Here is a 22,241-nt window from a genome sequence, read left to right on the forward strand (position 1 = left end):
GCCGCTTGATGAAGCAACCGCTGCAGCGCGGATTCACGCTGCTGGAATTGCTGGTGGTGCTGGTCATCGCCGGCATCATGCTGGGCTTCGTGACCCTGAATGCCATGCCGAGCCAGCGGCAGGCCTTGCAGAACGAGGCGCAGCGCATCGCCCTGCTGCTGCAGCTGGCGCGTGACGAAGCAATCGTGCGCAACCGGCCGATTGCCTTCGAGGTGGACCAGTACCGCTACCGGTTCTGGGTCCGCAATGAAAACAATGTCTGGCAACCGATCGAGAAAGACGACATGCTGCGCGAGCGCGAATTCAAGCGGGCCCCCGTCAACCTGGCAATCGATCCTCCCATGATGGACCAGAACAACATGCTGCGCATCGTTTTCGGTCGCGAGCCGGTCGACAAACCCTTCGTGCTCAGCCTTTCGCTCGGCGATGCGAGCGTGGCCATCCGCGCCGACGGCATCGGCAATTTCACGGTGGATTGACATGCGCGGCATTGGCGGACGTTTCGTGGGCGGTTTTACCTTGCTCGAAGTGCTGGTGGCGCTGGTGATCGTCGGCACCGCGCTTGGCGCCAGCCTGCGCGCCGTCGGCAGCCTGACGCAAAACAGCAGCGCCTTGCGCGCCTCGATGATGGCGACCTGGTCGGCGGAAAACCGCCTCTCGCAAATCCGCCTTGCGCGCGAATGGCCGCCGTTGGGCAAGCGTTCTTTCGAATGTCCCCAGGCCGACTTGCAACTGGTTTGCGAGGAAGAAGTCCTGCCAACGCCGAACGTCAGTTTCCGGCGCGTCGAGGTTGGCGTGTTCGATGCACAAAACCTGCAGCGGCGCATCATCAAGCTGTCGCAGATCGTTCCCAACAACGGTTAGGAAGGGATATGCGCGCGCCCGGTCGTTTCTCCCGCTTCCCTGCCGCCGGCGCACGTACGCGCCGTGGCTTCACGCTGGTTGAGTTGCTGGTCGCCATCACGGTGCTGGCCATCGTCGCCGTGCTCGGCTGGCGCGGCCTGGACAGTATCGTGCGTTCCCGGATTGCCCTCACCACAGACCTGGAACAGACGCGCGGGTTGCAGCTGGCGTTTGCGCAAATGCAGCGCGATTCGTCCCAGATCGTCGACCTGGAAACGATACCGGAGCGCCTGCCGATCATGGTGGAGCCCGGGCGCATCGTCCTGGTGCGTCAGGTATTCATTGAAAACCAGCCATCGCGCATCCAGCTGGTGGCTTACCAGCTCGAGAATGGCGTATTGTCGCGGCGCGAGTCGCAGGCCACGCGCGACCTCAAGGCGCTGGACCGCCTGTGGTTGTCGGTCACCAGCGCGACGGGCGGGGCCGCGCACGTGGCGTTGCAATCCGGGGTGGCGGGCATGACCATCCGCACCTGGCTCAATGATGGCGCCGGCTGGCGTGTCCCCGGCGTGGATGTGGTGTCCAGCGGCGCCGGCAATTCCGCGACGACACTGGCGGTACCGACCGGCATCGAAGTGACCCTGCAGCTGAACGGCCGCCCCGGCGTCCTGACAAAGACCTTTCTGCTGGGGCCGGTATGACGCGGCCATTTCCGCGATTGGGCCGGCAGCGCGGCGTGGCGGTGGTCACAGCGCTGCTGTTGACCACGCTGGCGATCACCATCGTCGCCAGCCTGTTCTGGCAGCAGCAGGTACAGGTGCGTTCGATTGAAAACCAGCGCCTGCAATTGCAAAAGCAGTGGATCTTGCGCGGCGCCCTGGACTGGTCGGCGCTGATCCTGCGCGCGGATGCGGCCACTTCCGGTGCCGACCACCTTGGCGAACCATGGGCCGTGCCGCTGGCGGAGACCCGCCTGGACCAGTATGTGGAAAACGGCCAGGCCGACAGCGATGCGGGCGACGCCAAGCTGTCGGGCGGGATGATCGATGCGCAGTCGCGCTTCAACCTCAACAACCTGGCGACCGGCGGCCAGATCAATATCGCCGAGCTCGCGGTGTTTCGCAATCTGCTGTCGGAGTTGCACATGAATCCGGCCCTGGCCCAGTCTGTCGCCGAAGCGGTGGCGGCCGGGCAGCCCAAGGCCGCTGCCCCGGGCGCGCCGGCGCAGCCCGCCAGTACCGACAATACGCGCCCACGTCCGACGAGAATCGAGTATGTCGATGATTTGCTGGTTATTCCCAGCGTTACGCCCGAGTTGCTGGCCAAGCTCAGGGACTTCGTGGTGATATTGCCGGGTACGACATTAATCAATGCCAATACCGCGCCAGTTGAAGTATTGGCGGCAAAACTGCAGACTATTGATACACTGTCATCCGCTGATGCGACAACGCTGGTGGCCAGCAGAGACAAGGCGTTCCTGAGGGATAAGTGCGAAATCGGAACCCGGCTGGGTAAAACCAACATGACATGCGACGCCCTGGATATCCAGACCAGTTATTTTCTGGTGAATGGCAAGGTCAGCATGAACCGTGCGGGGCTGGAAGTGCAGGCATTGATGAAGCGCGAAGGCGCGGCAATGCCGAGAGTGATCTGGATCCGGGAAAACTAAAAAAACAGCGAGAATGCCTTGAGTACACTGTATATCCGATTTCCTTCGAAGGCCGCCATCGAGAACGCCTCCCCCGAGGCGGCGCCCGAATGCCATTTTGCGCTGGCCACTGACAGTGGTGCCGTCGAGCGTGAAGGCACTGCCGTGCTCGAGCAACTGGGCGAGGCGATCAGCGCGGCGCAGAAAGTCGTGGTGCTGCTGGCCGCCAGCGACGTCAACCTGTTGCAGGTGCAGGTGCCGCCATTATCCGCGTCCAGGCTCAAGGCAGCCTTGCCGAACCTGGTCGAGGAACAATTGATGACCGACCCGGCAGAATGCATCCTGGCTGCCGGGCCCGCCATGTCCGAAGGCTTGCGTACGATTGCCGTGGTCAATCGTACGTGGCTGGAAAATGCCGTGCAACGCGTCCTGGCGCTGGGTGCGCGCAGTGTTGCCGTGCTGCCGTTGCAGCTGTGCCTGCCTTACCAGCCCGACACCGTAGCGGCGACCTTTGCCGAGTCCGGCGCGAGCCTGGATGTCGATCTTGCCCTTCGTACAGGGGAGCAGGAAGGCATCGGCCTTGCGCTACTGCCGGCACAACCTGAGGCGGCAGCGCGCGAAGCGCTGCAAACCCTGTGCGCCCTGGTGCCGCACCAGCCCATTGCACTCTACGTGCAGCAAGCGCGCCTTCCAGCCTGGCAGGCGGCCGCCGAAGCACTGGGGCAAGAAGAGCGCATTGCGCTGTTTGCCGACAATTGGCCGCGCTGGATTGCCGGCGTGCGCGGTTTGCCCTTCAATCTGGCTGCCGGATTAGGCGGCGGCGGCGGCCCCAGCCTGAATTTGCGCGCGTGGCGCTGGCCGCTGGTCTTGGCGGGACTGCTGTTGCTGGTAAATATCGGCGTCCTGAATTTCCAATGGCTGCGTTTGAAAGGCGAGGCCGGCGAGTTGCGCGCCGCCATGACGCAAACCTTCAAGTCGGTCTATCCGAAAGAACCACTGACGGGCGATCCAGTGTTGCAAATGCGCCGCAACATCGATCTTGCCCGACAACGCGCCGGCCAGGCCGCACCCGACGATTTCCTGGTGCTTGCTTCGGCATTCGGTGAAGCCTGGCAGGGGGCCATGCAGGGCCGTACCGGCCCTGGTATCGCCACAGTTGAATATAACGAACGCACCCTGCAAGTCACCCTGAAGCCAGAAGGGGAGGCGCCGACTGCACAAATCCAGGCAGCCCTTGCAGCCCGCAACCTGTCCCTGACCCCGAAAACCGCCAATGTCTGGCAGATCCGGAGCAGTAAATGACTACCCCTTCCGCCATCGTCCGTTACCGCCAGGCCGCAACTGAATTCTGGGGCGCGCGCAATGAACGTGAACGTAAGCAACTATTGCTTGCCTCTATCGTCGTTGTGCTTGGCCTGACCTACATGTTGCTGCTGGAACCTGCCTACCTCGGCGGCAAGCAGTTGCAAAAGAATTTGCCCACCTTGCGCCAGCAAGCCGCTGAAGTACAAGCCATGTCGCTGCAAGCGTCCTCGCTGGCGCGTGAAACGCCGCCGCCGCCGCCGCCCATGAGCCGAGAAAGCATTGAGGCTGCCATGACGCGGGCGGGGCTGAAGCCACAAAATGTCGCGATGGCCGGCACGGACCTTGCCAAAGTTCAGCTTTCCTCCGTATCCTTTGCCGGTATGATTGCGTGGCTCGACGACATGCAAAAATCCGCCAGGGTCACCGTGGCCGATGCCAATATTACGGCGCAGGGACAGTCCCCCGATACTGTTAATGCAAGTCTGACCTTGCGTCAACAAAAGAGCGAATAAGGGTGAATAAAAGGGTGAGTAAAAGCAAAGGCAGGGCCAGTCGCCTCATGCTATGGTTACTGGCAGGCATTGCCACTGCAGCATTGACCGTGCTGGTATTCCTGCCTGCAAGCTGGATGGGTGCCTTGCTGGAAAAGCAGACCGGCGGTCGCTTCACGTTGGGCGATGCCCAGGGTTCACTGTGGCGCGGCTCGGCCTTTCTGGGTGCTGCGCCCAGTGGGAATGATCCGGTGACGCCGCTGTTGCCGGGACGTTTCAACTGGCGTTTGTCGCCGCTGGTGTTGGTGGGTAAGACGTCGCTGATTGTGGAAAATGCCGGCGTATTGTCGCAGCCGCTGGCTGTCGAGGGCAGCTGGCGCAGTTGGCGCGTGGGCAGCGCGGCGCTGGATTTGCCGGCCGAGCGCCTGGCCAGCCTGGGAGCGCCATTGAACACGATCCAGCCAGCAGGAAAAATGCGGCTGTCGTGGTCGCAGCTGCAACTGGTTCGCGAAGGGCAGGGGGCCGCCCTGCAAGGCACGATGACGCTGGAGATGCAGGACATGTCTTCGCGGCTGTCGCCTGTCAAGCCGCTGGGCGCGTATGTGCTGGCGTTTGACTGGCAGGGACAACAGGCGCAGATGACATTGAAGACGACAAAAGGACCGATGCTGCTGTCCGGGGCAGGCATGCTGACCAACGGCAGGCTGCGGTTCTCAGGGAAAGCGGAAGCTGAGGCAGGACAGGAAGAACGGCTGGGCAACCTGCTGAACCTCCTGGGGCAGCGCCGCAGGGAAGGTAATAAAAACGTGATCGCGCTAGAGTTCAAATAATGAAAACCAAACCAAGCAAGAAATTCGAGACCGGCCGCCAATGGTGCCGCACCGGCATGGCCGCTGCCCTGATGTGCGCGCTGGCGCTTCCGCCGGCCTACGCGCAGGAACCTGCCAAGGGAGAGGCGGTCCTCAATTTCGTCGGCGCCGACATCGAGTCGGTGGTCAAGGCGGTGGGCCATTATACCAACATGACCTTCCTGATCGACCCGCGTGTCAAGGGCACGGTCAGCCTGATTTCCGAACGGCCCGTGTCGAAGTCGGAGGCGTTCAGCCTGCTGTCCTCGGCGCTGCGCCTGCAGGGCTATACGGTGGTCATCGGCGACGGTTTCGCCAAGGTGGTGCCGGAAGCCGATGCCAAGCTGCAGGCGGGCCCGATCCAGGCCGGTGCAGGCGCGCGCGCGCGCGGCGACCAGATCGCCACCCAGATCTTCCGCCTCAATTACGAATCCGCCGCCAACCTCGTGACGGTGCTGCGACCGCTGATTTCGCCCAACAACACCATCAACGCCAACCCCGGCACCAATTCGCTGGTGATCACCGATTACGCCGATAACCTGAAGCGCATCGGCAAGATCATCGCCGCGCTCGACAGCCCGGCTTCCGGCGACATGGACGTGATCCCGGTGCGCCATGCGATCGCCACCGATATCGCTACCATGGTCAACCGACTGATGGAGCCGGCGCCCGGCACGGGTGTCGGCGACCGCGTCAGCCTGCTGGCCGATTCGCGCACCAATGCCGTGATCGTACGCGCACCGTCGTCTGCCCGCGCCAACCTGGCCAAGTCGCTGATCGCCAAGCTCGACCAGCCCACTGCCAACCCGGGCAATGTGCACGTGGTGTACCTGAAGAATGCCGAAGCCACCAAGCTGGCGCAAACGCTGCGCGCGGTGGTGTCGTCCGACACCTCGGCGCCGGCCAGCCAGCAGGGTTCGGGACTGTCGCAGCAACCCGCGCCGGGACAGCAGGGCGCCGCTTCCGGCGCCGGCCTGCAGTCCGGCCAGCTGGGCAGCGGTGCGCAGCAGGCCGGCCAGTCTGGCGGTGGCAGTGGCGCCGGCTTCATCCAGGCCGACGCGTCCACCAATACCCTGATCATCACCGCCAGCGAAGCGGTTTATCGCAACCTGCGTGCGGTCATCGACAAGCTCGATGCGCGCCGCGCGCAAGTCTATGTCGAGTCGCTGATCGTCGAAGTGAGCGCCAAGCGCGCAGCCGAATTCGGCGTGCAGTGGGCGGGACTTACCGGTGACGCCGGAAGCCGTTACCGCGTCGGCACGCTGACCGGGTTCCAGACCGGTGGCAACAACCTGATCAACCAGGCGGTTGCCACCAGCGCGACCCGCACGCCACCCGGCAACGGCTTGAACCTCGGCATATTCCGCCAGGTGGCCGGCGATATTACTCTGGGGGCGATCGCCCGCGCGCTGGAAACCGATGACAATGCCAATATCCTGTCGATGCCGAACCTGATTACGCTCGACAATGAAGAAGCGCGCATCATCGTCGGCCAGAACGTGCCGTTCGTGACCGGCCAGTACACCACGACGGCTTCGGCCGGGGCGACCACCAACCCGTTCCAGACCATCGAACGCAAGGACGTCGGCCTGTCGCTGCGCGTCAAGCCGCAGATTTCCGAAGGCGGCACGGTCAAGATGGCGATTTACCAGGAAACCTCGAACGTGCTGCCGACCAGTAACGCCTCCGACATTATCACCAACAAGCGCTCGATCGAAACCAATGTGCTGGTCGATGACGGTGAAATCATCGTGCTGGGCGGTCTCATTGAAGACAATTCCTCGGATAATGAGGAAAAGGTGCCAGGCCTGGGCGATATTCCGGTGCTCGGCAATTTGTTCAAGTACCAGAAGCGCGGCCGCACCAAGACCAACCTGATGGTGTTCCTGCGGCCGACCATCATCCGCAGTTCGACGCAGAATGCCGATGTCGCGGCAGACCGCTATGGCTACATCCGCAATACCCAAGTCGCCGCGCAGCCGGAGCCGGCGTTGATGCTGCCGAATATGCCTGGATCGATTTTGCCGCCGCTGATTAACGGGCGCCCGGAACAGGGCCTGGGCGGCGCGATGCTGCAGCGTTCGCCGCAAGCTCCGCAGCCGCAGGATGCCCAGCCGCAAGCCGTGCCGGCGCCTGGTGCGGTACCTGCGCTGCCGCGGTAAGTCATCGGAAACAGTCATGGAAAACGCAACAATCGAAGCCCGCCTGCTGCCTTACGCGTACGCGCGCGACTTTGCGCTGCTGGCGCGGCGCGCCGGCGCCGATGGCGCACCGGTCGAGGTCTGGGTTTCCGAAGCCACCCAGCCCGCGGCCATTGCCGAGGTCAGCCGCCGCTTCGGCCGCATCCGCCTGAAGTCGATGTCGCCCGAGGAACTCGAAGCAGCCATCGCACAGGCCTATGCAGGTTCTGGCGGCGACGCCGCCCAGGTGATCGATGAATACGAGTCCGACCTCGATCTCGCCAAGCTGATGCGCGACATGCCGGCCATCGAGGATCTGCTGGAATCCGCCGACGACGCCCCGGTGATCCGCATGATCAACGCACTGCTGACGCAGGCGCTGCGCGAAGGCGCGTCCGATATCCATATCGAGCCGTTCGAACAGGTCTCGGTGGTGCGCTTTCGCATTGACGGCTCGCTGCGCGATGTGGTGCGGCCCAAGAAGGCAATCCATGCCTCGCTGATTTCGCGTATCAAGATCATGGCGCAGCTCGACATCGCCGAAAAGCGCCTGCCGCAGGACGGCCGCATCACCCTGCGCATCGGCGGCAAGCCGGTTGACGTGCGCGTCTCGACCCTGCCCACCGGCCACGGCGAGCGCGCCGTGCTGCGTTTGCTGGACAAGGAAGCCGGCCACCTCGACCTGAAAAATCTCGGCATGAGCGCGGATGTATTGCCGCAGTTCGACCGCCTGATTTCACAGCCGCACGGCATCGTTCTGGTGACCGGTCCGACCGGTTCCGGCAAGACCACTACCCTGTATGCGGCGCTGTCGCGCCTGAACGCCTCCACCACCAACATCCTGACGGTGGAAGACCCGATCGAATACGAGCTGGCCGGCGTCGGCCAGACCCAGGTCAACCCGAAGATCGACATGACCTTCGCCAAGGCCCTGCGCGCCATCCTGCGCCAGGATCCTGACGTCATCATGATCGGCGAAATCCGCGACCTGGAAACCGCACAGATCGCCGTGCAGGCCTCGCTCACCGGTCACCTCGTGCTGGCGACGCTGCACACCAACGATTCTGCCGCCGCCGTCACGCGCTTGCTGGACATGGGCATCGAGCCGTTTCTGCTGTCCTCCTCGCTGCTCGGGGTGGTGGCGCAGCGCCTGGTCAGGAAGCTGTGCCCGCATTGCCGCCGCCACGACGGCAATATCTGGCATGCCGTCGGCTGCGACCAGTGTGGCCAGACCGGTTACCAGGGGCGCGTCGGCGTCTACGAGCTCTTGCAGACCAACGACGAAATAGCCGCGCAAATCCATAACCAGGCATCCGAAGCCGAGATCCGCATCGCCGCGCAGAAGAACGGCATGCGCACCATGCGCGAGGATGGCGAGCGCTGGCTGGCCGAGGGCCTTACCACCGAGGCTGAACTCTTGCGTGTTACCAAAGAATAGGTTGCGTCTTGCCAGCATTCCGCTATGAAGCCGTCGATCCCGGCGGCAGTACCAAAAAAGGCGTCGTCAACGCCGACAGCGCGCGCGTCGCGCGCGCCGACTTGCGCGCCCAGGGACTTTTGCCGATCAAGGTCGAGGCGATTGCCGCCCAGCTCGATGCCGCCGGTAAGACCAAGCCGCGCGCCTTCGGCGACAAGCTCTCGACGGTCGAGATCGCCCTCTTTACGCGCCAGCTGGCCAGCCTCCTGGAAGCCGGCCTGCCGCTGGAACAAGCCTTCACGGCATTGCTCGAACAGGCCGAGCGTACCTATGTGCGCGACCTGATCGCCTCGATCCGTTCCGAGGTGATGGCCGGCGCTTCGCTGTCGGATGCGCTGTCCCAGCATCCGCGCGACTTTGCCGATATCTACCGCGCCCTAGTCGCCTCGGGCGAGCAGATCGGCCAGCTCGCGCGCGTCCTGTCACGCCTGGCGGATTACATCGAGCGGCGCAATTCCCTTGTGCAAAAGGTCAAGCTGGCATTCACTTATCCCGCCATCGTCACCGTGGTGGCATTCGCCATCGTGATCTTCCTCTTGACCTACGTCGTGCCGCAGATCGTCTCGGTGTTTGCCAATACCAAGCAGAAGCTGCCGTTCCTGACGGTGGTGATGCTGGCGATTTCGGATTTCGTGCGCAATTACGGCTGGATCGTCGCGGTGGTCGTGGTTGGCGCCCTGCTGATATGGCGCAACATGCTGAAAAATCCCGCCATCAAGCTGCGCTGGCATACCTGGCTGCTGGATGCGCCGCTGTATGGCAAGTTCGAGCGCAGTCTGAATACGGCGCGTTTTGCCAGCACCCTGGCCATTACGACCGGTTCAGGCGTGCCCATCCTGCGCGCCCTGCAGACCAGCCGCGACACGCTCTCCAACGTCGCCATGCGCGAGCAGGTCGAAGACGCCACCAACAGCGTGCGCGAGGGTGTGGGCCTGGCCCGGGCGCTGTCGGCGCACCAGCATTTTCCGCCGATGCTGATCCACATGATCCGCGCCGGCGAAGTCACCGGCGAGCTGCCGGCCATGCTCGAGCGCGCGTCCAACGCCCAGGAGCAGGACCTGGAGCGGCGCGCCCTGACGATTGCCGGCCTGCTGGAGCCTGCGCTGATCCTGGCCATGGGCGTGGTGGTATTGCTGATTGTGCTGGCGGTGCTGATGCCTATCATCGAGATCAACCAGCTGGTGCGCTAGGGTGCATTAATGATTAATCAAGGGACTTCAATGAAGCAGTTGCCTCTCGTCGCCAGTTTCATCCTGTTCATCGCGCTGTGCGCTTCGCTCGCCTATTGGGGGTTGCAACTGTTCAGGCCAGCCACGCGTGAAGTCGCGCAACCGCCACAGCAGGCCCAGGCCGAAGTGCGCATCGATGCAGCTGCCTCGTTGTTTGGTGGCCGGCCTGCCGCCGTGGCAGTGGCCAGTAATTACGAACTGAAGGGGGTGGTGATGTCGGGTACGGCAGGCGAGAGTGCCGCCATCCTGTCGGCCGACGGCAAGCCCGCGGCTGCTGTGCCGGTTGGCAAGGAAGTCATGTCTGGCGTCACCGTCAAGGAAGTGCATCCCCTGTATGTCCTGCTTTCCGAACATGGCCTGATCAAGCGGGTCGAGTTGCCGGAAAGTGCCAGGGGCCAGTCGAACATGCTGGTGACGGCGCCCATGCCCACCAGTCCGGTGCCGGCGCCGGTGGCGCCGCCACCCTCCACTGCGCCGGGCGGCAACGTCATGGCGCCGGGGCCAATCACTGGCTCGACGTCGGTGCTCAAACCCCTTCCCGGTTACCCCAGTGCGCCGCCAACCATGCAGTCGGCGCCGGGCGCCGACAATGGCGTCGTCAATATCCCGGCGCCGAACCGCTAGCGTGCCCGCCTTTACAGGACGTAGCGCGACAGGTCTTCGTTGATGGCCAGTGCGCCCAGCTTGTCATCGACGTAGGCAGCGTGGATATGCACGGTCTTGTCGGCGATTTCGGTGGCTGAATAAGACACTTCCTCCAGCAGCTTTTCCATCACCGTGTACAGGCGGCGGGCGCCGATGTTTTCCGTCTTTTCATTGACTGAATAGGCGATTTCAGCCAGCCGCTTGATGCCATCCGCGGCAAATTCCACCGTCAGTCCCTCGGTTGCCATCAGCGCCTCGTATTGCCGTGTCAGGCAGGCGTCGGTGGAGGTCAGGATGCGCTCGAAATCGGCGATCGACAGCGACTCCAGCTCGACCCGGATCGGGAAACGCCCCTGCAGTTCCGGAATCAGGTCGGACGGCTTGGCCAGGTGGAAGGCGCCGGAGGCAATGAACAGGATATGGTCGGTGCGGATCATGCCGTACTTGGTGTTGACCGTGGTGCCTTCGACCAGCGGCAGCAGGTCGCGCTGCACGCCGGCGCGCGAGACGTCGGCGCCGCCGACCTCGGAGCGGGTGGCGATCTTGTCGATCTCGTCGAGGAACACGATGCCGTTCTGCTCGACGTTGTTGATCGCCTTCTGCTTCAGTTCATCTTCATTGACCAGCTTGGCGGCCTCTTCCTCGACCAGCAGCTTCAGGGCATCCTTGATCTTGAGCTTGCGTTTTTTCTTGCGCCCGCCACCGATACCGGAAAACATCGACTTGATCTGCTCGGTCATTTCTTCCATGCCCGGCGGCGCCATGATTTCCATGTGCGGTGCCGCCTCGGACACCTCGAGCTCGACTTCGCGGTCATCCAGGCTGCCTTCGCGCAGGCGCTTGCGAAAGGTCTGGCGGGTCGCATTGCCGGCCTGCGCTTCATCATCCGGCGCCGGGCTGGCGTGGAAACCGAAGTCGCGCGCCGGCGGCACCAGGATATCGATGATGCGGTCTTCGGCGGCATCCTCGGCGCGCGGGCGCACCTTGCGCATTTCGGTTTCGCGGGTCTGCTTGATGCCGATGTCGATCAGGTCGCGGATGATGGTGTCGACGTCGCGGCCGACATAGCCGACCTCGGTAAACTTGGTGGCCTCGATCTTGATGAAGGGCGCATCGGCCAGCTTGGCCAGGCGCCGTGCAATCTCGGTCTTGCCCACGCCGGTCGGGCCGATCATGAGAATGTTCTTCGGGGTGATTTCGTGCCGTAGCGGCTCGTCGATCTGCTGGCGGCGCCAGCGGTTGCGCAGCGCAATCGCCACCGCGCGCTTGGCCTTGGCCTGGCCGACCACGTGCTTGTCGAGTTCGGAGACGATCTCCGGAGGGGTCATGTTCATGATGTCTGTCGGTGAATTTATTCGAGGGTTTCGATCACGTGGTTCAGGTTCGTGTAGATGCACAGTTCGCCTGCGATGGTCAGCGATTTCTTGACGATATCGAGTGGCGCGAGATCGGTGTTTTCCTGCAGTGCCTTGGCCGCCGATTGCGCAAACAGGCCGCCGGAGCCGATGGCGCCGATGCCGTCTTCCGGTTCCAGGACGTCGCCATTGCCGGTAATGACCAGGGTCGCGTCGCGGTCAGCCACCAGCAGCATGGCTTCCAGGCGGCGCAGCATGCGGTCGGTGCGCCAGTTCTTGGCCAGTTCCACGGAGGCGCGCAGCAGGTGGCCCTGGTGTTTCTCCAGCTTCGCTTCAAACAGTTCGATCAGGGTAAAGGCGTCGGCCGTGCCGCCGGCGAAACCGGCCAGGACCTTGCCGTGGTAAAGCTTTCTGACCTTGCGGGCGCTGCCTTTCATGACGGCGTTGCCGAGGGTCACCTGGCCATCGCCGCCGAGCGCTACGATATTGCCGCGACGGACGGAAAGGATGGTGGTGCCGTGAAATTGTTCCATGAGTACCTCAATTTGTGGATGCCGCTATTCTGCGCTGCGTCCCGGCTAGCCACCAAAGAATTGGGGCGGCACATTGAAGCAGCTCAAGCCGGGCGGGAATGCAACATTGAAATAATGGGGGCCAACGCGGCGATTACAAGGTCGCGCTGCAGGGAAATGCGGCAAGCATCGGCGGAGGAAGAGGCGGGCGGGAAATTCCGCCGGATTCAATGTTTGCGCAGGGTGACGTGTACCACGTCGCGCAGACCAATCACCTGGAATAATGCCGCTACCAGATAATTAACATTGCAAAATTCAATCGACTTGCCCTTGCCTGCCATGGGTGCCAATAGGGACAGCAGTTGGCCTGCAGCACTGAAATCGATGCGCATCAGGTTCTTGCAGTCGATGACTGCGGGATCTTGCCGGTTGACGTAGACATTGATGGTGTTGATGGCATCGCTGCGACCATCCACCACTGCCGGCATCAGGAACTTCTCTGTTTCATGGTCGGCTATTTTTTCCGGTACGTCGATTGCCGTCGACACTTTCTTCGGGGCTACGAACGCCGGGGGCGAGACTTCGAACGTGACGCAATAATCAATGCTGGTTTCTTCGAATTCCTGCTCGCGGTTGAGCAATTGCAGGATTTCCAGGAGCAGCAGCCAAGGGGCGTCGGTGTCGTCGCGCCGGCCGGTTTCGATGATGGTGCGAATCTTCGTCGCCAGGTCAGGCGCGCCCACCAGGATCAGTTCAAAGCCGGATTTTTGCAGTTTTTTCAGGGTCGCCAGCAACAGCTCGCAGCCGTCGGCCTGTACTTCTGTCACGCGTGCAAATTCCAGGCGCAACACGCCATTCTTTTCGCTCAGCTTCTGGGCACGATCGAGCTGCTTGGCGATGGCGCTGTCGAGCTTCCCGGAAAAAGTGATGGCCGGTGTGGCGCCAGTCGGCTGGACGGTGCCGGATTGCTGGTCATGGCGCTGGTCGTCCCAGGCCGGGGGGGAAGTTTCGAACTTGGCGGCGAATTCGATGGACAGGTGCTCGAATTGTTCTTGTTTCCCGGTAATCTGGTACAGGTCGAACAGCATGCGCCAGACGATCTGGCTCTTTTCGCCCAGCGACGCGTCATGGATCGCGCCAAGGAGCATTTGCTCGACCATGTCGTTTTGTTCGTTGGCAAACAGGATAGCCGCTTCTTCAATAGCCGGCGGTGTTTCCGAGCTTTCGACGACGACATTGCCGGCGCGGGTATCGAGCCCGAAACCCGTGGTTTCGCCCAGATTTGGCAAGATGGACGAGGATGTGGCCGAGCTGTTGGCCGGTTGGGTGTCGCGGCCAACGGCGGTTGCCTTGGCAGGGGCGACTCCTGGTTCAGTGGCCTTTTTGCGCTGGCTGCGTCCCATTTCCGAGGTCATCTCGGATTCGATGGCGTCGATTTTCTCAGCGGTTGCGCGGGCGGCATCGAGCTGCTGCGCAGTGCGCGCAGCCGTGCGGGGGGAAGCAGGACGCGGGGCGGATGTCCGCCCGGCCTCTGTGTTGGGATTGCGACGCGAGGTATCCTTGTCAGACTCGGATGTATCCGATTGACGGTCCTTTTTGCCTAAAAACGAAAAAATCCCCACGTTTCTCCTGTCCCGATTACCCCTGGCCGCGCGTCGCACCCCGATAGGGGGCAACTGCCAGGTATAGCGCTGGTCATTGCAGACCGAAAACCCTATGGCAATTATAGCCGCAAAGCATATGCCGGATGACGATTACAGCTTGACGGGAGGAATTTGTCAAATGAAGCCGGCTTGTTGCCGCATGTTTTGGCATTAGTGCGACAGTTTCCAGCGCAGGCAATACAGCGATCAGGGTGGCGAAGGCGTGGGGGGCGAACCGGCCGGGGAGGAAGTGTGCTTGCCCCCGCTGGCGGCGTGATGCCGCCGCCGGCAGGATGCGCCCGTCGGCATGGCGCCGGCGGGCGGGTGGCGACGTTCAGTCGCCGTAGAGTTTTTGCTTGAGCTCGCGGCGCTGTTGGGCCTCCAGCGACAGAGTCGCGGTCGGCCTGGCCAGCAGGCGCGGGATGCCGATCGGGTCGCCGGTTTCCTCGCACCAGCCATAATCGCCGGAGTCGATGGAAGCGATCGATTGCTGGACTTTCTTGAGCAGCTTGCGCTCGCGGTCGCGGGTGCGCAATTCCAGCGCATGTTCTTCCTCGATCGTGGCGCGGTCGGCAGGATCCGGAACCAGGACGGTTTCACGCAAGTGCTCGGTAGTTTCGTCGGCGTTCTTGCGCAAATCCCGTTCGAGCTGTTGCAGGCGTGCTTTGAAAAAGGCCAGCTGCGCCTCGTTCATGTAATCCTTTTCGCCCATCTTCAGGATTTGCTCTTCAGTCAGCAGGGTGCCCTCGGCAGGGCTTGCAGTAGTCGACTTGCTTGTTTTGGTGGCCACTTCGCGTACTTTCGAAACGACGGCGGCTTCGATTGACTCGTAAAACCTGCAACGCAATGGTCTGGCTCATGCGTCGGGCTGGTTTTGCCGAATTGCCTGGGGCGTTTGCAGACTTCGCTGACACCACAGCAATCGAGTTCGCCATTTTGTTAACTGCCGGCAGCAAGTGCGTGCCGGGGAAATGCGCAATTACCGTGTTTCATCACAGGCTTCTTGTTCGCCGCCTATATTGTTGCCGAATTGACGACGCCTGACACGGTATTTTTCACGGTCACGGATTTTACAGCAGTTTTACTGCAGATTTTACGAACATTGCTTTTTATTGCAAATTTCGCATCGGAAGGTCGCCGGCCTTTTGGATCAAAGTGTTGCTAAAGAGATATTTTAATCCGCGCTGGCTTTTCCGTGACACGAAGTTATACCAAACATTGTTGTAAGCCGCCAATAATAACGTCCTTCGGCAAGTCTTTTCCGATAAATACCATTTTGCTTTGACGCTGCTCGTTTTCCAGCCATTTCGCGCCCAGGTCCGTGCCCATCATCTGGTGCACGCCCTGAAATACCACCTTGCGGTCGCCGCCTGCCATCCACAGGATCCCTTTGTAGCGCAATAACTGCGGGCCAAAGACCTGGATGATATGGCCGAGGAATTCATCCAGTTTCAGGGTGTCGAACGGGCGCTCGCTGGTGAAGGCGAAGGCCGCGATCTCGTCGTGATGGTGATGGTGCCCATGCTCAGGGTGGTTGCCATGCGCATGCCCGTGATCGTGCTGGCAATCGGCGCCGCACTGGTCCCCGTGCGCGTGGTGACTTGCTTCTTCCGCGCGCAGGAAGTCGGGATCGATTTCCAGCTTGTCGTTGAGGTTAAACCCCTTCAGATCCAGCACCTCGGCAATCGGCACACGGCCGAAATCAGCGCGGGCGACCGGCGCGCGCGGGTTGATGCGGCGCAGCCGTTGCGTCAGGGCTTCGATGGCATCTTCGTCGACCAGATCGGTTTTCGACAACAGGAGGCGGTCGGCGAAACCGACCTGGCGCTGCGCCTCTTCCTGGGCATCAAGCTGCTGCATGGCGTGGCGGGCATCGACCACGGTGATGATGGCGTCCAGCATGTAGTGCGACGCGACTTCATCATCCATGAAAAAAGTCTGCGCCACCGGGCCCGGGTTCGCCAGGCCCGTGGTTTCGATCACCACGCGGTCAAAGTGCAGCGTGCCGGCGGCGCGCTGGCGCGCCAGGTTGCCGAGCGCTTCGATCAGGTCGCCGCGCACGGTGCAGCAGATGCAGCCGTTATTCATCTCGACGATTTGCTCGTTGCTGTCGCGCACCAGGATGGCATTGTCGATATTTTCCGGGCCGAATTCGTTTTCGATAACGGCGATCTTGTGGCCGTGTGCTTCCTGCAGGATGCGGTTGAGCAATGTGGTTTTGCCGGCGCCGAGAAAGCCGGTGAGGATGGTGGTCGGAATCAGTGCCATGGCGATCGGTCAGTCATTTGTCTTCTAAGGGGATAGCGTACTACTTCTTTTTTGCGCGCGGATGCGCCGCATCGTACACTTTTGCCAGCCGCTGGAAGTCCAGCGCGGTGTAAATCTGGGTGGCGGCAATCGAGGCATGGCCGAGCATTTCCTGCACGGCGCGCAGGTCGCCGGAGGATTGCAGCACGTGCGAGGCGAACGAGTGGCGCAGCATGTGCGGATGGACGTCCGCAGGAATGTCGAGCGCCCTGGCATGCGCCTTGATGCGCATCTGCACCAGGCGCGCCGACATGCGGCTGCCGCGTTCGGTGAGAAACAGCGGATGCGGGTCCAGCTTGACCAGCGCCGGGCGCACGCCGATCCAAGCGGTCAGCGCCTGCAGCGCCGCGCTTCCTACCGGCACCTGGCGCATCTTGCCGCCCTTGCCGGTCACCCGCACTTCGGCTGCATCGAAATCGATCCAGCCGGACGATTCGTGGCCATGCTCCCTGGCGTAGCGGAGGTCGAGCTGCACCAGCTCTGAAATTCGCAAGCCGCTGGAATACAGCAACTCGAACATGGCGCGGTTGCACAGTTCGCCGGCGGCATTGGCATCCTTGCGCGGGTTGGCCTGCGCTACCAGGCGCACAGCATCATCGGCCGACAGCGCCTTGGGCAGCGGCTTGCCGCGCCTGGGCGCCTTGACGCCTTCGACCGGATTGGCTGGCAATGCGGTCTGCTTTGCCAGCCAGGTGTAAAAGCCGCGCCAGGAAGACAGCTTGCGGGCGATGCTGGCGCCACTCTGGCCTTGCGCATGCAATTGCGCGGCGAACTTGCGGATATGGAAATGGTTCAGCGCGTCCAGTGAAAATGCCTCGCCGAGGCCATCGGCGCGTGACGCCAGGGCGGACAGTTCCGCCAGGTCGCGGCGGTAGTTGACGATGGTGTGCGCGGCCAGCTTGCGCTGGGTTTCCAGGCTGTCCAGGTAACTCTCCAGCCAGTCCTGGTTGCCGGCCTTGCTCACCGCGTCCCCATGCCGCCTGCCGCCTAGTCGAGCAGGCAGGTCATGGCCGCGCCGGCGCAGTCGCCAATCCTGGCAAGGAAATCGGTGGCCATGTCGGAAGTGAAGCGGCTGGCTTCGGGCGAGCCCAGCACGAGCAGGCCGAAGGCTTCGGCGGCGCCGTCGCGGCGCAGCGGCAGGATGGCGACCGATTCGATCGCCTGGGCCTCGTCGATCCAGGAGGCGACTTCGAAATCGTTGTTGCGCCCGCAGAAGGGGCCGTTCAGGCCATTGGCAAACAGGCGGGCGTCGTCGGAGACATCGGCGGCAAACCAGGTATGGGAAAAGTCTGGCGCCACGTTCCACAGGCGCAGCGTGGCGTAGGGCACGCCGAAGATGCTTTGCAGGCCGTCGATCAGCACATGCGGCAGGTCGACGTCATTGCGCGCCAGGAGCAAGGCGCGCGCCCAGCGCTGGAATTTGTCGGCGATTTCGTCGTTTTCGTGGCCGATGCGGATCAATTCCGCCAGCCGCAGCTCCAGTGCATGGTACTTGTGGCGCAGCACTTCCATCTGCCGCTCCTGCAGCGATACGGCACGTCCCACCAGCGGGCTGGTCAGCTTGACTTGCGCCAGCAAGTCCGCGTGTTCTTCAAAGAATTGCGGATGTTCGATGAGGTACAGAGCGACGGATTGGGAATCGAGTTGGGCAGTCATCGTGGTTGGGGCCGGAGATCAGTGAAAACCGCAGGGCATGCGTCCTGCGCAGGGTGCGCACATTGTACATCGTCAATCCTGCACAAATCGCGCATCCATTCTCGCGCATTGAATTTCGCGCATCAAATGTCAATTTCGCCCTCGAACACGGTGACGGCCGGGCCTGTCAGCATGACGTGGCTGCTGCCGCCGTCCCAGGCGATGGACAAATCGCCGCCGCGCGTGGCGACCGCGACGGGGGAGTCGAGCAGGCCGCGGCGGATGCCTGCCACGACTGCGGCGCAAGCGCCGGTGCCGCAGGCCAGGGTTTCGCCGGCGCCGCGTTCGAAGACGCGCAACTTGACGTGGCGGCGGTCGATCACTTGCATGAATCCGGCATTGACCCGCCTGGGAAAGCGCGGGTGGTGCTCGATGGCCGGGCCATCCTGTTCCACCGGGGCGGCGTCGGCATCGTCGACTACCTGCACGGCGTGCGGATTGCCCATCGAAACTGTGGAAAATAAAACGGTCTTGCCGTTGATTTCCAGCGGCCACAGGCGGTCTTCACCTTGCGCCACGGCGTGCAGGCCGGCGGCGTCGAACGGCACTTGCGCAGGCGCCAGAACGGGCGCGCCCATGTCCACGGTAATGCGGCCGTCGTCCTGCATGGTCGGTTCGATAATGCCGGACATGGTCTCGACACGGATGGCGCGCTTGTCGGTCAGTCCCTTGTCGATGACGAACTTGACGAAGGCGCGCGCGCCATTGCCGCACTGTTCGACCTCGCCGCCATCGGCATTGAAAATGCGATAACGGAAGTCGACCCCGGGGGTTTGCGATTTTTCGATCACCAGCATCTGGTCGGCACCCACGCCGAAGCGGCGGTCGCCCAGGGCCTGCCATTGCGCGGGCGTGAACGCGATGTCCTGGTGGATGGCGTCGAGCACGACAAAGTCGTTGCCGGCGCCGTGCATTTTGGTGAATTTGATTTTCATGCAGCGATTATAGCCGCGCGCCTGCGGCATTGCCCACCCAGGACACTAGCCGTAGAAGCCTGGCTCGCCCGCCGGGCGGGTCTTGAAGCGCTTGTGCGTCCAGAAATACTCGGCCGGCGCTTCGCGCACGCGCGCTTCGATAAAGGCGTTCATGCGGCGGGTAGCGTCAAGCAAGTCGTCGCCCGGAAAATCCGGTACGGGCGGGAAGAATTTGACCTGCCAGCCGCGGTAGCCGGGCAGGAAGGTAGCGACCACCGGGATGACCTTGGCGCCGGTGGTCGCGGCAATGCGTGCAGGCGCGGTCAGGGTCGCGGCGGGAACGCCGAAAAACGGCACAAATTCCGCATCCTTGATGCCGAAATCCATGTCGGGGAGCATGAAGTAGGGCAGGCCGTCGCGCATGGCGCGCAGGATGGGCTTGACGCCTTCGGCGCGGCTGAGCAGCTTGATCGGGCGAAAGCGCGTACGGCCGCGGCGCAAGGCGGCATCGGCGACCTTGTTGCGCTGCTCCATGTAGATCGAACACAGCGACGTCTCCAGCAGTACCGCTACCCCGGCCACATCGAGGCAAACGAAATGCGGGCACAGCAGGATGGTCGGGCCGGCCTGGATCTGCGCAAGCGGCACGCCCGGTTCGACCCGGATCAGGCGTCGCAGGCGCGCTTCCGGTGCCCACCAGAGGATGCCGCGTTCAAGAATGCTGCGCGTGTAGGCCTGGAAGTGCCGGCGGGCGACGGCGCGTCGTTGCCGTTCCGGCACTTCCGGCATGCACATGGCCAGGTTAGTCAAGGCAATGCGGCGGCGCTTGCCGATAAGAATGTAAAGCACGGTGCCGACGGCCTCCCCCAAGCGCCCCAATAGCGGCAATGGCAGCCAGTGCAGCAGCCACATCAATGCCAGAAGCAATCTCATGGGCGCTCCGCTTGGCTGGTGGCGGGGGCGGTGACGCCGGCGGGAATCTTGTAACGGTTGTAGCTCCAGAAATACTGTTCCGGGCAGCGCGCGATCAATTTTTCCATGGCGGCGTTGACGGCGCGCGCCTGCTGTTCCGGGGTGTCGCCCAGGTCGCCTTCGAAGGGCGCAAAATACAGTTCATATCCGGCGCCGCGCGGCAGCCGCCTGGCGTAGGCCAGCACGATGGGCGCATCCGACATTTGCCGCAGCTTTGCCGGCAAGGTCATGGTGTAGGCCGGCTTGCCGAAAAAATCGGCCCATACGCCTTCGCCGTTTTGCGGCACCTGGTCGGGCAAAAGTCCGATCGGCTCGCCCCGTTTCAGGGCCTTGAGCAGAATGCGCACGCCCGCCAGGTTGGCCGGCGCCAGCGCCAGGTTGGTGCGCGCGCGCGCATCCTCGACCAGCGGCTTGAGCGCTGCCTTGCGCGGCGGGCGGTACAGGACAGTCAGGGGATGGCGCGCGGCGAAGCTTTGCGCCAGGATTTCAAAGCAACCCAGGTGCGGCGTCAGGAAAATGATGCCGTGGCCCTGGTCGAGCACGCCTTGCACCATCGGCCAGTCGTCGCTGTGCGCCAGCGGCAGTACGCGTTCCGGACGGGCGCACCAGATGAAGGGCAGCTCCATGATGTTCTTGCCGGCTTCGGTGATTGCCGCGTGCAGGCGCGCGCCATGGCCGGCGCGCGTGATATTGTCTTTCAGTCTACGCCGATAACCTGGGTCGGCCAGATAGACCAGCCAGCCGAGAGCCGTTCCGAGTGCATGGAGCATGCGCAGCGGCAGGTGGGAGAGGAGGCGGAACAAGTTGACGAGCATCAGCGCTGACAGGTATTTTTTGCCGATTTTTTCCAAGACGCGTAAAATAGCATGGAATGAGTGGCGAGATCTCGCCGCGCAATACCGCCGAGTTAATGACAACTTGCGAGGCGGTCTACAAATTTCGCTAAAGCGTCGCAGGCTCAAATGCTTTGGCCGCGACATTCATGGTCAATTTTTCAAAGGAGCCTGCGATGGCAAATGAATACCTCTTTACTTCGGAATCCGTTTCCGAAGGCCACCCTGACAAAGTCGCCGACCAGATTTCGGACGCCATTCTTGACGCCATTCTGGCGCAGGACCCCAAGGCGCGCGTCGCAGCCGAAACCCTCTGCAACACCGGCCTGGTTGTGCTGGCCGGCGAGATCACCACGACCGCCAACGTCGACTACATCAATGTCGCCCGTGAGACCATCAAGCGCATCGGTTACGACAATGCCGACTTTGGTATCGATTACAAGAGCTGCGCAGTGCTGGTGGCCTACGACAAGCAATCCCCCGATATCGCTCAGGGCGTTGATGAAGGCAAGGGGATCGACCTCGACCAGGGCGCCGGCGACCAGGGCCTGATGTTCGGTTACGCCTGCGACGAAACCCCGGAACTCATGCCGGCGGCAATTTATTACGCCCACCGCATCGTCGAGCGCCAGTCGCAGCTGCGCAAGGATGGCCGCCTGCCCTGGCTGCGCCCGGACGCCAAGTCGCAAGTCACGCTGAAATACGTGGACGGCAAGCCTGTTGCCATCGATACCATCGTGTTGTCGACCCAGCATGCGCCGGAAATGTCGCACAAGGCCATCGAAGAGGCGGCAATCGAACTGATCATCAAGCCGGTGCTGCCGGCCGATTGGCTCAAGGACACCCGTTACCTGGTGAACCCGACCGGCCGTTTCGTCATCGGCGGCCCGCAGGGCGATTGCGGCCTGACCGGTCGCAAGATCATTGTCGATACCTACGGCGGCGCAGCCCCGCACGGCGGCGGCGCCTTCTCCGGCAAGGACCCGTCCAAGGTGGACCGTTCGGCCGCCTATGCCGGCCGCTACGTGGCCAAGAACATCGTCGCCGCCGGCCTGGCTACGCGTTGCCAGATCCAGGTGTCGTATGCAATCGGCATTGCCCAGCCGACGTCGGTGATGGTGACCACCTTTGGCACCGGCAAGGTAAGCGACGAGAAGCTGGCGCAACTGGTGCGCGAGCACTTCGATTTGCGTCCGAAGGGCATCGTGCAAATGCTCGACCTGCTGCGCCCGATTTACCAGAAGAGCGCCGCTTACGGCCACTTCGGCCGCGAAGAACCGGAATTCTCGTGGGAGCGCACCGACAAAGCCCAGGCGCTGCGTGCAGCGGCCGGGCTGTAAGGAC

General features: G+C 62.6%; 22 protein-coding genes. 12 read left to right on the forward strand and 10 right to left on the reverse strand.

What is annotated here, in order from left to right; all coding sequences use genetic code 11:
* The first annotated feature begins 8 nt into the window (after positions 1–8).
* The 11 genes from gspH to EKL02_RS03290 are packed head-to-tail and all read left to right on the forward strand — an operon-like array spanning position 9 to position 10,645.
* Entirely contained in the window at positions 9–479 is a 471-nt protein-coding gene (gspH, locus tag EKL02_RS03240; RefSeq protein ID WP_128900704.1) for a type II secretion system minor pseudopilin GspH, read from the forward strand.
* A 1-nt stretch (position 480) separates the two neighbouring features.
* Positions 481–864, forward strand: a complete 384-nt coding sequence (gene gspI, locus EKL02_RS03245; RefSeq protein WP_128900705.1) for a type II secretion system minor pseudopilin GspI — start codon at positions 481–483, stop codon at positions 862–864.
* Positions 865–872: 8 nt separating this feature from the next.
* On the forward strand, positions 873–1,544 hold the full coding sequence (locus EKL02_RS03250; protein WP_128900706.1) for a prepilin-type N-terminal cleavage/methylation domain-containing protein: 672 nt from the start codon (positions 873–875) through the stop codon (positions 1,542–1,544).
* Positions 1,541–2,512 carry a type II secretion system minor pseudopilin GspK gene (gene gspK, locus EKL02_RS03255; RefSeq protein ID WP_128900707.1) on the forward strand — a complete coding sequence of 324 codons (972 nt, stop codon included), beginning with the start codon at positions 1,541–1,543 and terminating at the stop codon, positions 2,510–2,512. The genes EKL02_RS03250 and gspK overlap by 4 nt, the downstream gene beginning before the upstream one ends.
* An 18-nt stretch (positions 2,513–2,530) precedes the next feature.
* Complete coding sequence (gene gspL, locus EKL02_RS03260; RefSeq protein WP_128900708.1) at positions 2,531–3,793, forward strand: type II secretion system protein GspL; 1,263 nt, start codon at positions 2,531–2,533, stop codon at positions 3,791–3,793.
* A complete protein-coding gene (gene gspM / locus EKL02_RS03265) occupies positions 3,790–4,308 on the forward strand; it encodes a type II secretion system protein GspM (RefSeq protein ID WP_128900709.1) in 519 nt (172 codons plus the stop codon). Before gspL ends, gspM begins: the two co-directional genes overlap by 4 nt.
* Before the next feature lie 47 nt (positions 4,309–4,355).
* Complete coding sequence (gene gspN / locus EKL02_RS03270) at positions 4,356–5,117, forward strand: type II secretion system protein N (protein WP_128900710.1); 762 nt, start codon at positions 4,356–4,358, stop codon at positions 5,115–5,117.
* Complete coding sequence (gene gspD / locus EKL02_RS03275; RefSeq protein WP_164931937.1) at positions 5,117–7,297, forward strand: type II secretion system secretin GspD; 2,181 nt, start codon at positions 5,117–5,119, stop codon at positions 7,295–7,297. The genes gspN and gspD overlap by 1 nt, the downstream gene beginning before the upstream one ends.
* Positions 7,298–7,313: 16 nt before the next feature.
* On the forward strand, positions 7,314–8,753 hold the full coding sequence (gene gspE, locus EKL02_RS03280; RefSeq protein ID WP_128900711.1) for a type II secretion system ATPase GspE: 1,440 nt from the start codon (positions 7,314–7,316) through the stop codon (positions 8,751–8,753).
* A gap of 8 nt (positions 8,754–8,761) precedes the next feature.
* Positions 8,762–9,982 carry a type II secretion system inner membrane protein GspF gene (gene gspF, locus EKL02_RS03285; protein WP_128900712.1) on the forward strand — a complete coding sequence of 407 codons (1,221 nt, stop codon included), beginning with the start codon at positions 8,762–8,764 and terminating at the stop codon, positions 9,980–9,982.
* A gap of 30 nt (positions 9,983–10,012) precedes the next feature.
* On the forward strand, positions 10,013–10,645 hold the full coding sequence (locus tag EKL02_RS03290; RefSeq protein ID WP_128900713.1) for a type II secretion system protein N: 633 nt from the start codon (positions 10,013–10,015) through the stop codon (positions 10,643–10,645).
* Positions 10,646–10,656: 11 nt separating this feature from the next.
* Here the strand turns inward: EKL02_RS03290 and hslU are convergent, their stop codons facing one another.
* The 10 genes from hslU to EKL02_RS03340 form a co-directional block, all read right to left on the reverse strand.
* Positions 10,657–12,000 carry an ATP-dependent protease ATPase subunit HslU gene (hslU, locus tag EKL02_RS03295; protein ID WP_206732444.1) on the reverse strand — a complete coding sequence of 448 codons (1,344 nt, stop codon included), beginning with the start codon at positions 11,998–12,000 and terminating at the stop codon, positions 10,657–10,659.
* 17 nt (positions 12,001–12,017) lie between these two features.
* Positions 12,018–12,554, reverse strand: a complete 537-nt coding sequence (gene hslV, locus EKL02_RS03300; RefSeq protein WP_128900714.1) for an ATP-dependent protease subunit HslV — start codon at positions 12,552–12,554, stop codon at positions 12,018–12,020.
* Between the two features lie 206 nt (positions 12,555–12,760).
* The gene (locus EKL02_RS03305) at positions 12,761–14,155 is read right to left on the reverse strand and encodes an STAS domain-containing protein (protein WP_128900715.1); all 1,395 of its coding nucleotides are present in this window, start codon (positions 14,153–14,155) and stop codon (positions 12,761–12,763) included.
* Between the two features lie 355 nt (positions 14,156–14,510).
* On the reverse strand, positions 14,511–14,915 hold the full coding sequence (gene dksA / locus EKL02_RS03310) for an RNA polymerase-binding protein DksA (RefSeq protein ID WP_128903358.1): 405 nt from the start codon (positions 14,913–14,915) through the stop codon (positions 14,511–14,513).
* Positions 14,916–15,382: 467 nt separating this feature from the next.
* Positions 15,383–16,444: a GTP-binding protein gene (locus EKL02_RS03315; protein ID WP_128900716.1), complete on the reverse strand. Its 1,062-nt coding sequence runs from the start codon at positions 16,442–16,444 to the stop codon at positions 15,383–15,385.
* 40 nt (positions 16,445–16,484) lie between these two features.
* The gene (xerC, locus tag EKL02_RS03320) at positions 16,485–17,447 is read right to left on the reverse strand and encodes a tyrosine recombinase XerC (RefSeq protein WP_128900717.1); all 963 of its coding nucleotides are present in this window, start codon (positions 17,445–17,447) and stop codon (positions 16,485–16,487) included.
* 23 nt (positions 17,448–17,470) lie between these two features.
* Complete coding sequence (locus tag EKL02_RS03325) at positions 17,471–18,139, reverse strand: DUF484 family protein (protein WP_128900718.1); 669 nt, start codon at positions 18,137–18,139, stop codon at positions 17,471–17,473.
* Positions 18,140–18,261: 122 nt separating this feature from the next.
* Positions 18,262–19,113, reverse strand: coding sequence for a diaminopimelate epimerase (gene dapF, locus EKL02_RS03330; protein ID WP_128900719.1), 852 nt, complete (start codon positions 19,111–19,113; stop codon positions 18,262–18,264).
* Positions 19,114–19,158: 45 nt separating this feature from the next.
* Positions 19,159–20,025, reverse strand: a complete 867-nt coding sequence (locus EKL02_RS03335) for a lipid A biosynthesis acyltransferase (protein WP_128900720.1) — start codon at positions 20,023–20,025, stop codon at positions 19,159–19,161.
* On the reverse strand, positions 20,022–20,879 hold the full coding sequence (locus EKL02_RS03340; protein ID WP_128903359.1) for a lysophospholipid acyltransferase family protein: 858 nt from the start codon (positions 20,877–20,879) through the stop codon (positions 20,022–20,024). Before EKL02_RS03340 ends, EKL02_RS03335 begins: the two co-directional genes overlap by 4 nt.
* 194 nt (positions 20,880–21,073) lie before the next feature.
* Between EKL02_RS03340 and metK the strand changes: the two genes are divergently transcribed.
* Positions 21,074–22,237 (forward strand): methionine adenosyltransferase, encoded by a 1,164-nt coding sequence (gene metK, locus EKL02_RS03345; RefSeq protein WP_128900721.1) that lies wholly within the window; start codon positions 21,074–21,076, stop codon positions 22,235–22,237.
* Positions 22,238–22,241: the final 4 nt, after the last annotated feature.

Source organism: Janthinobacterium sp. 17J80-10 (assembly GCF_004114795.1).
Lineage (GTDB): Bacteria > Pseudomonadota > Gammaproteobacteria > Burkholderiales > Burkholderiaceae_D > Paucimonas.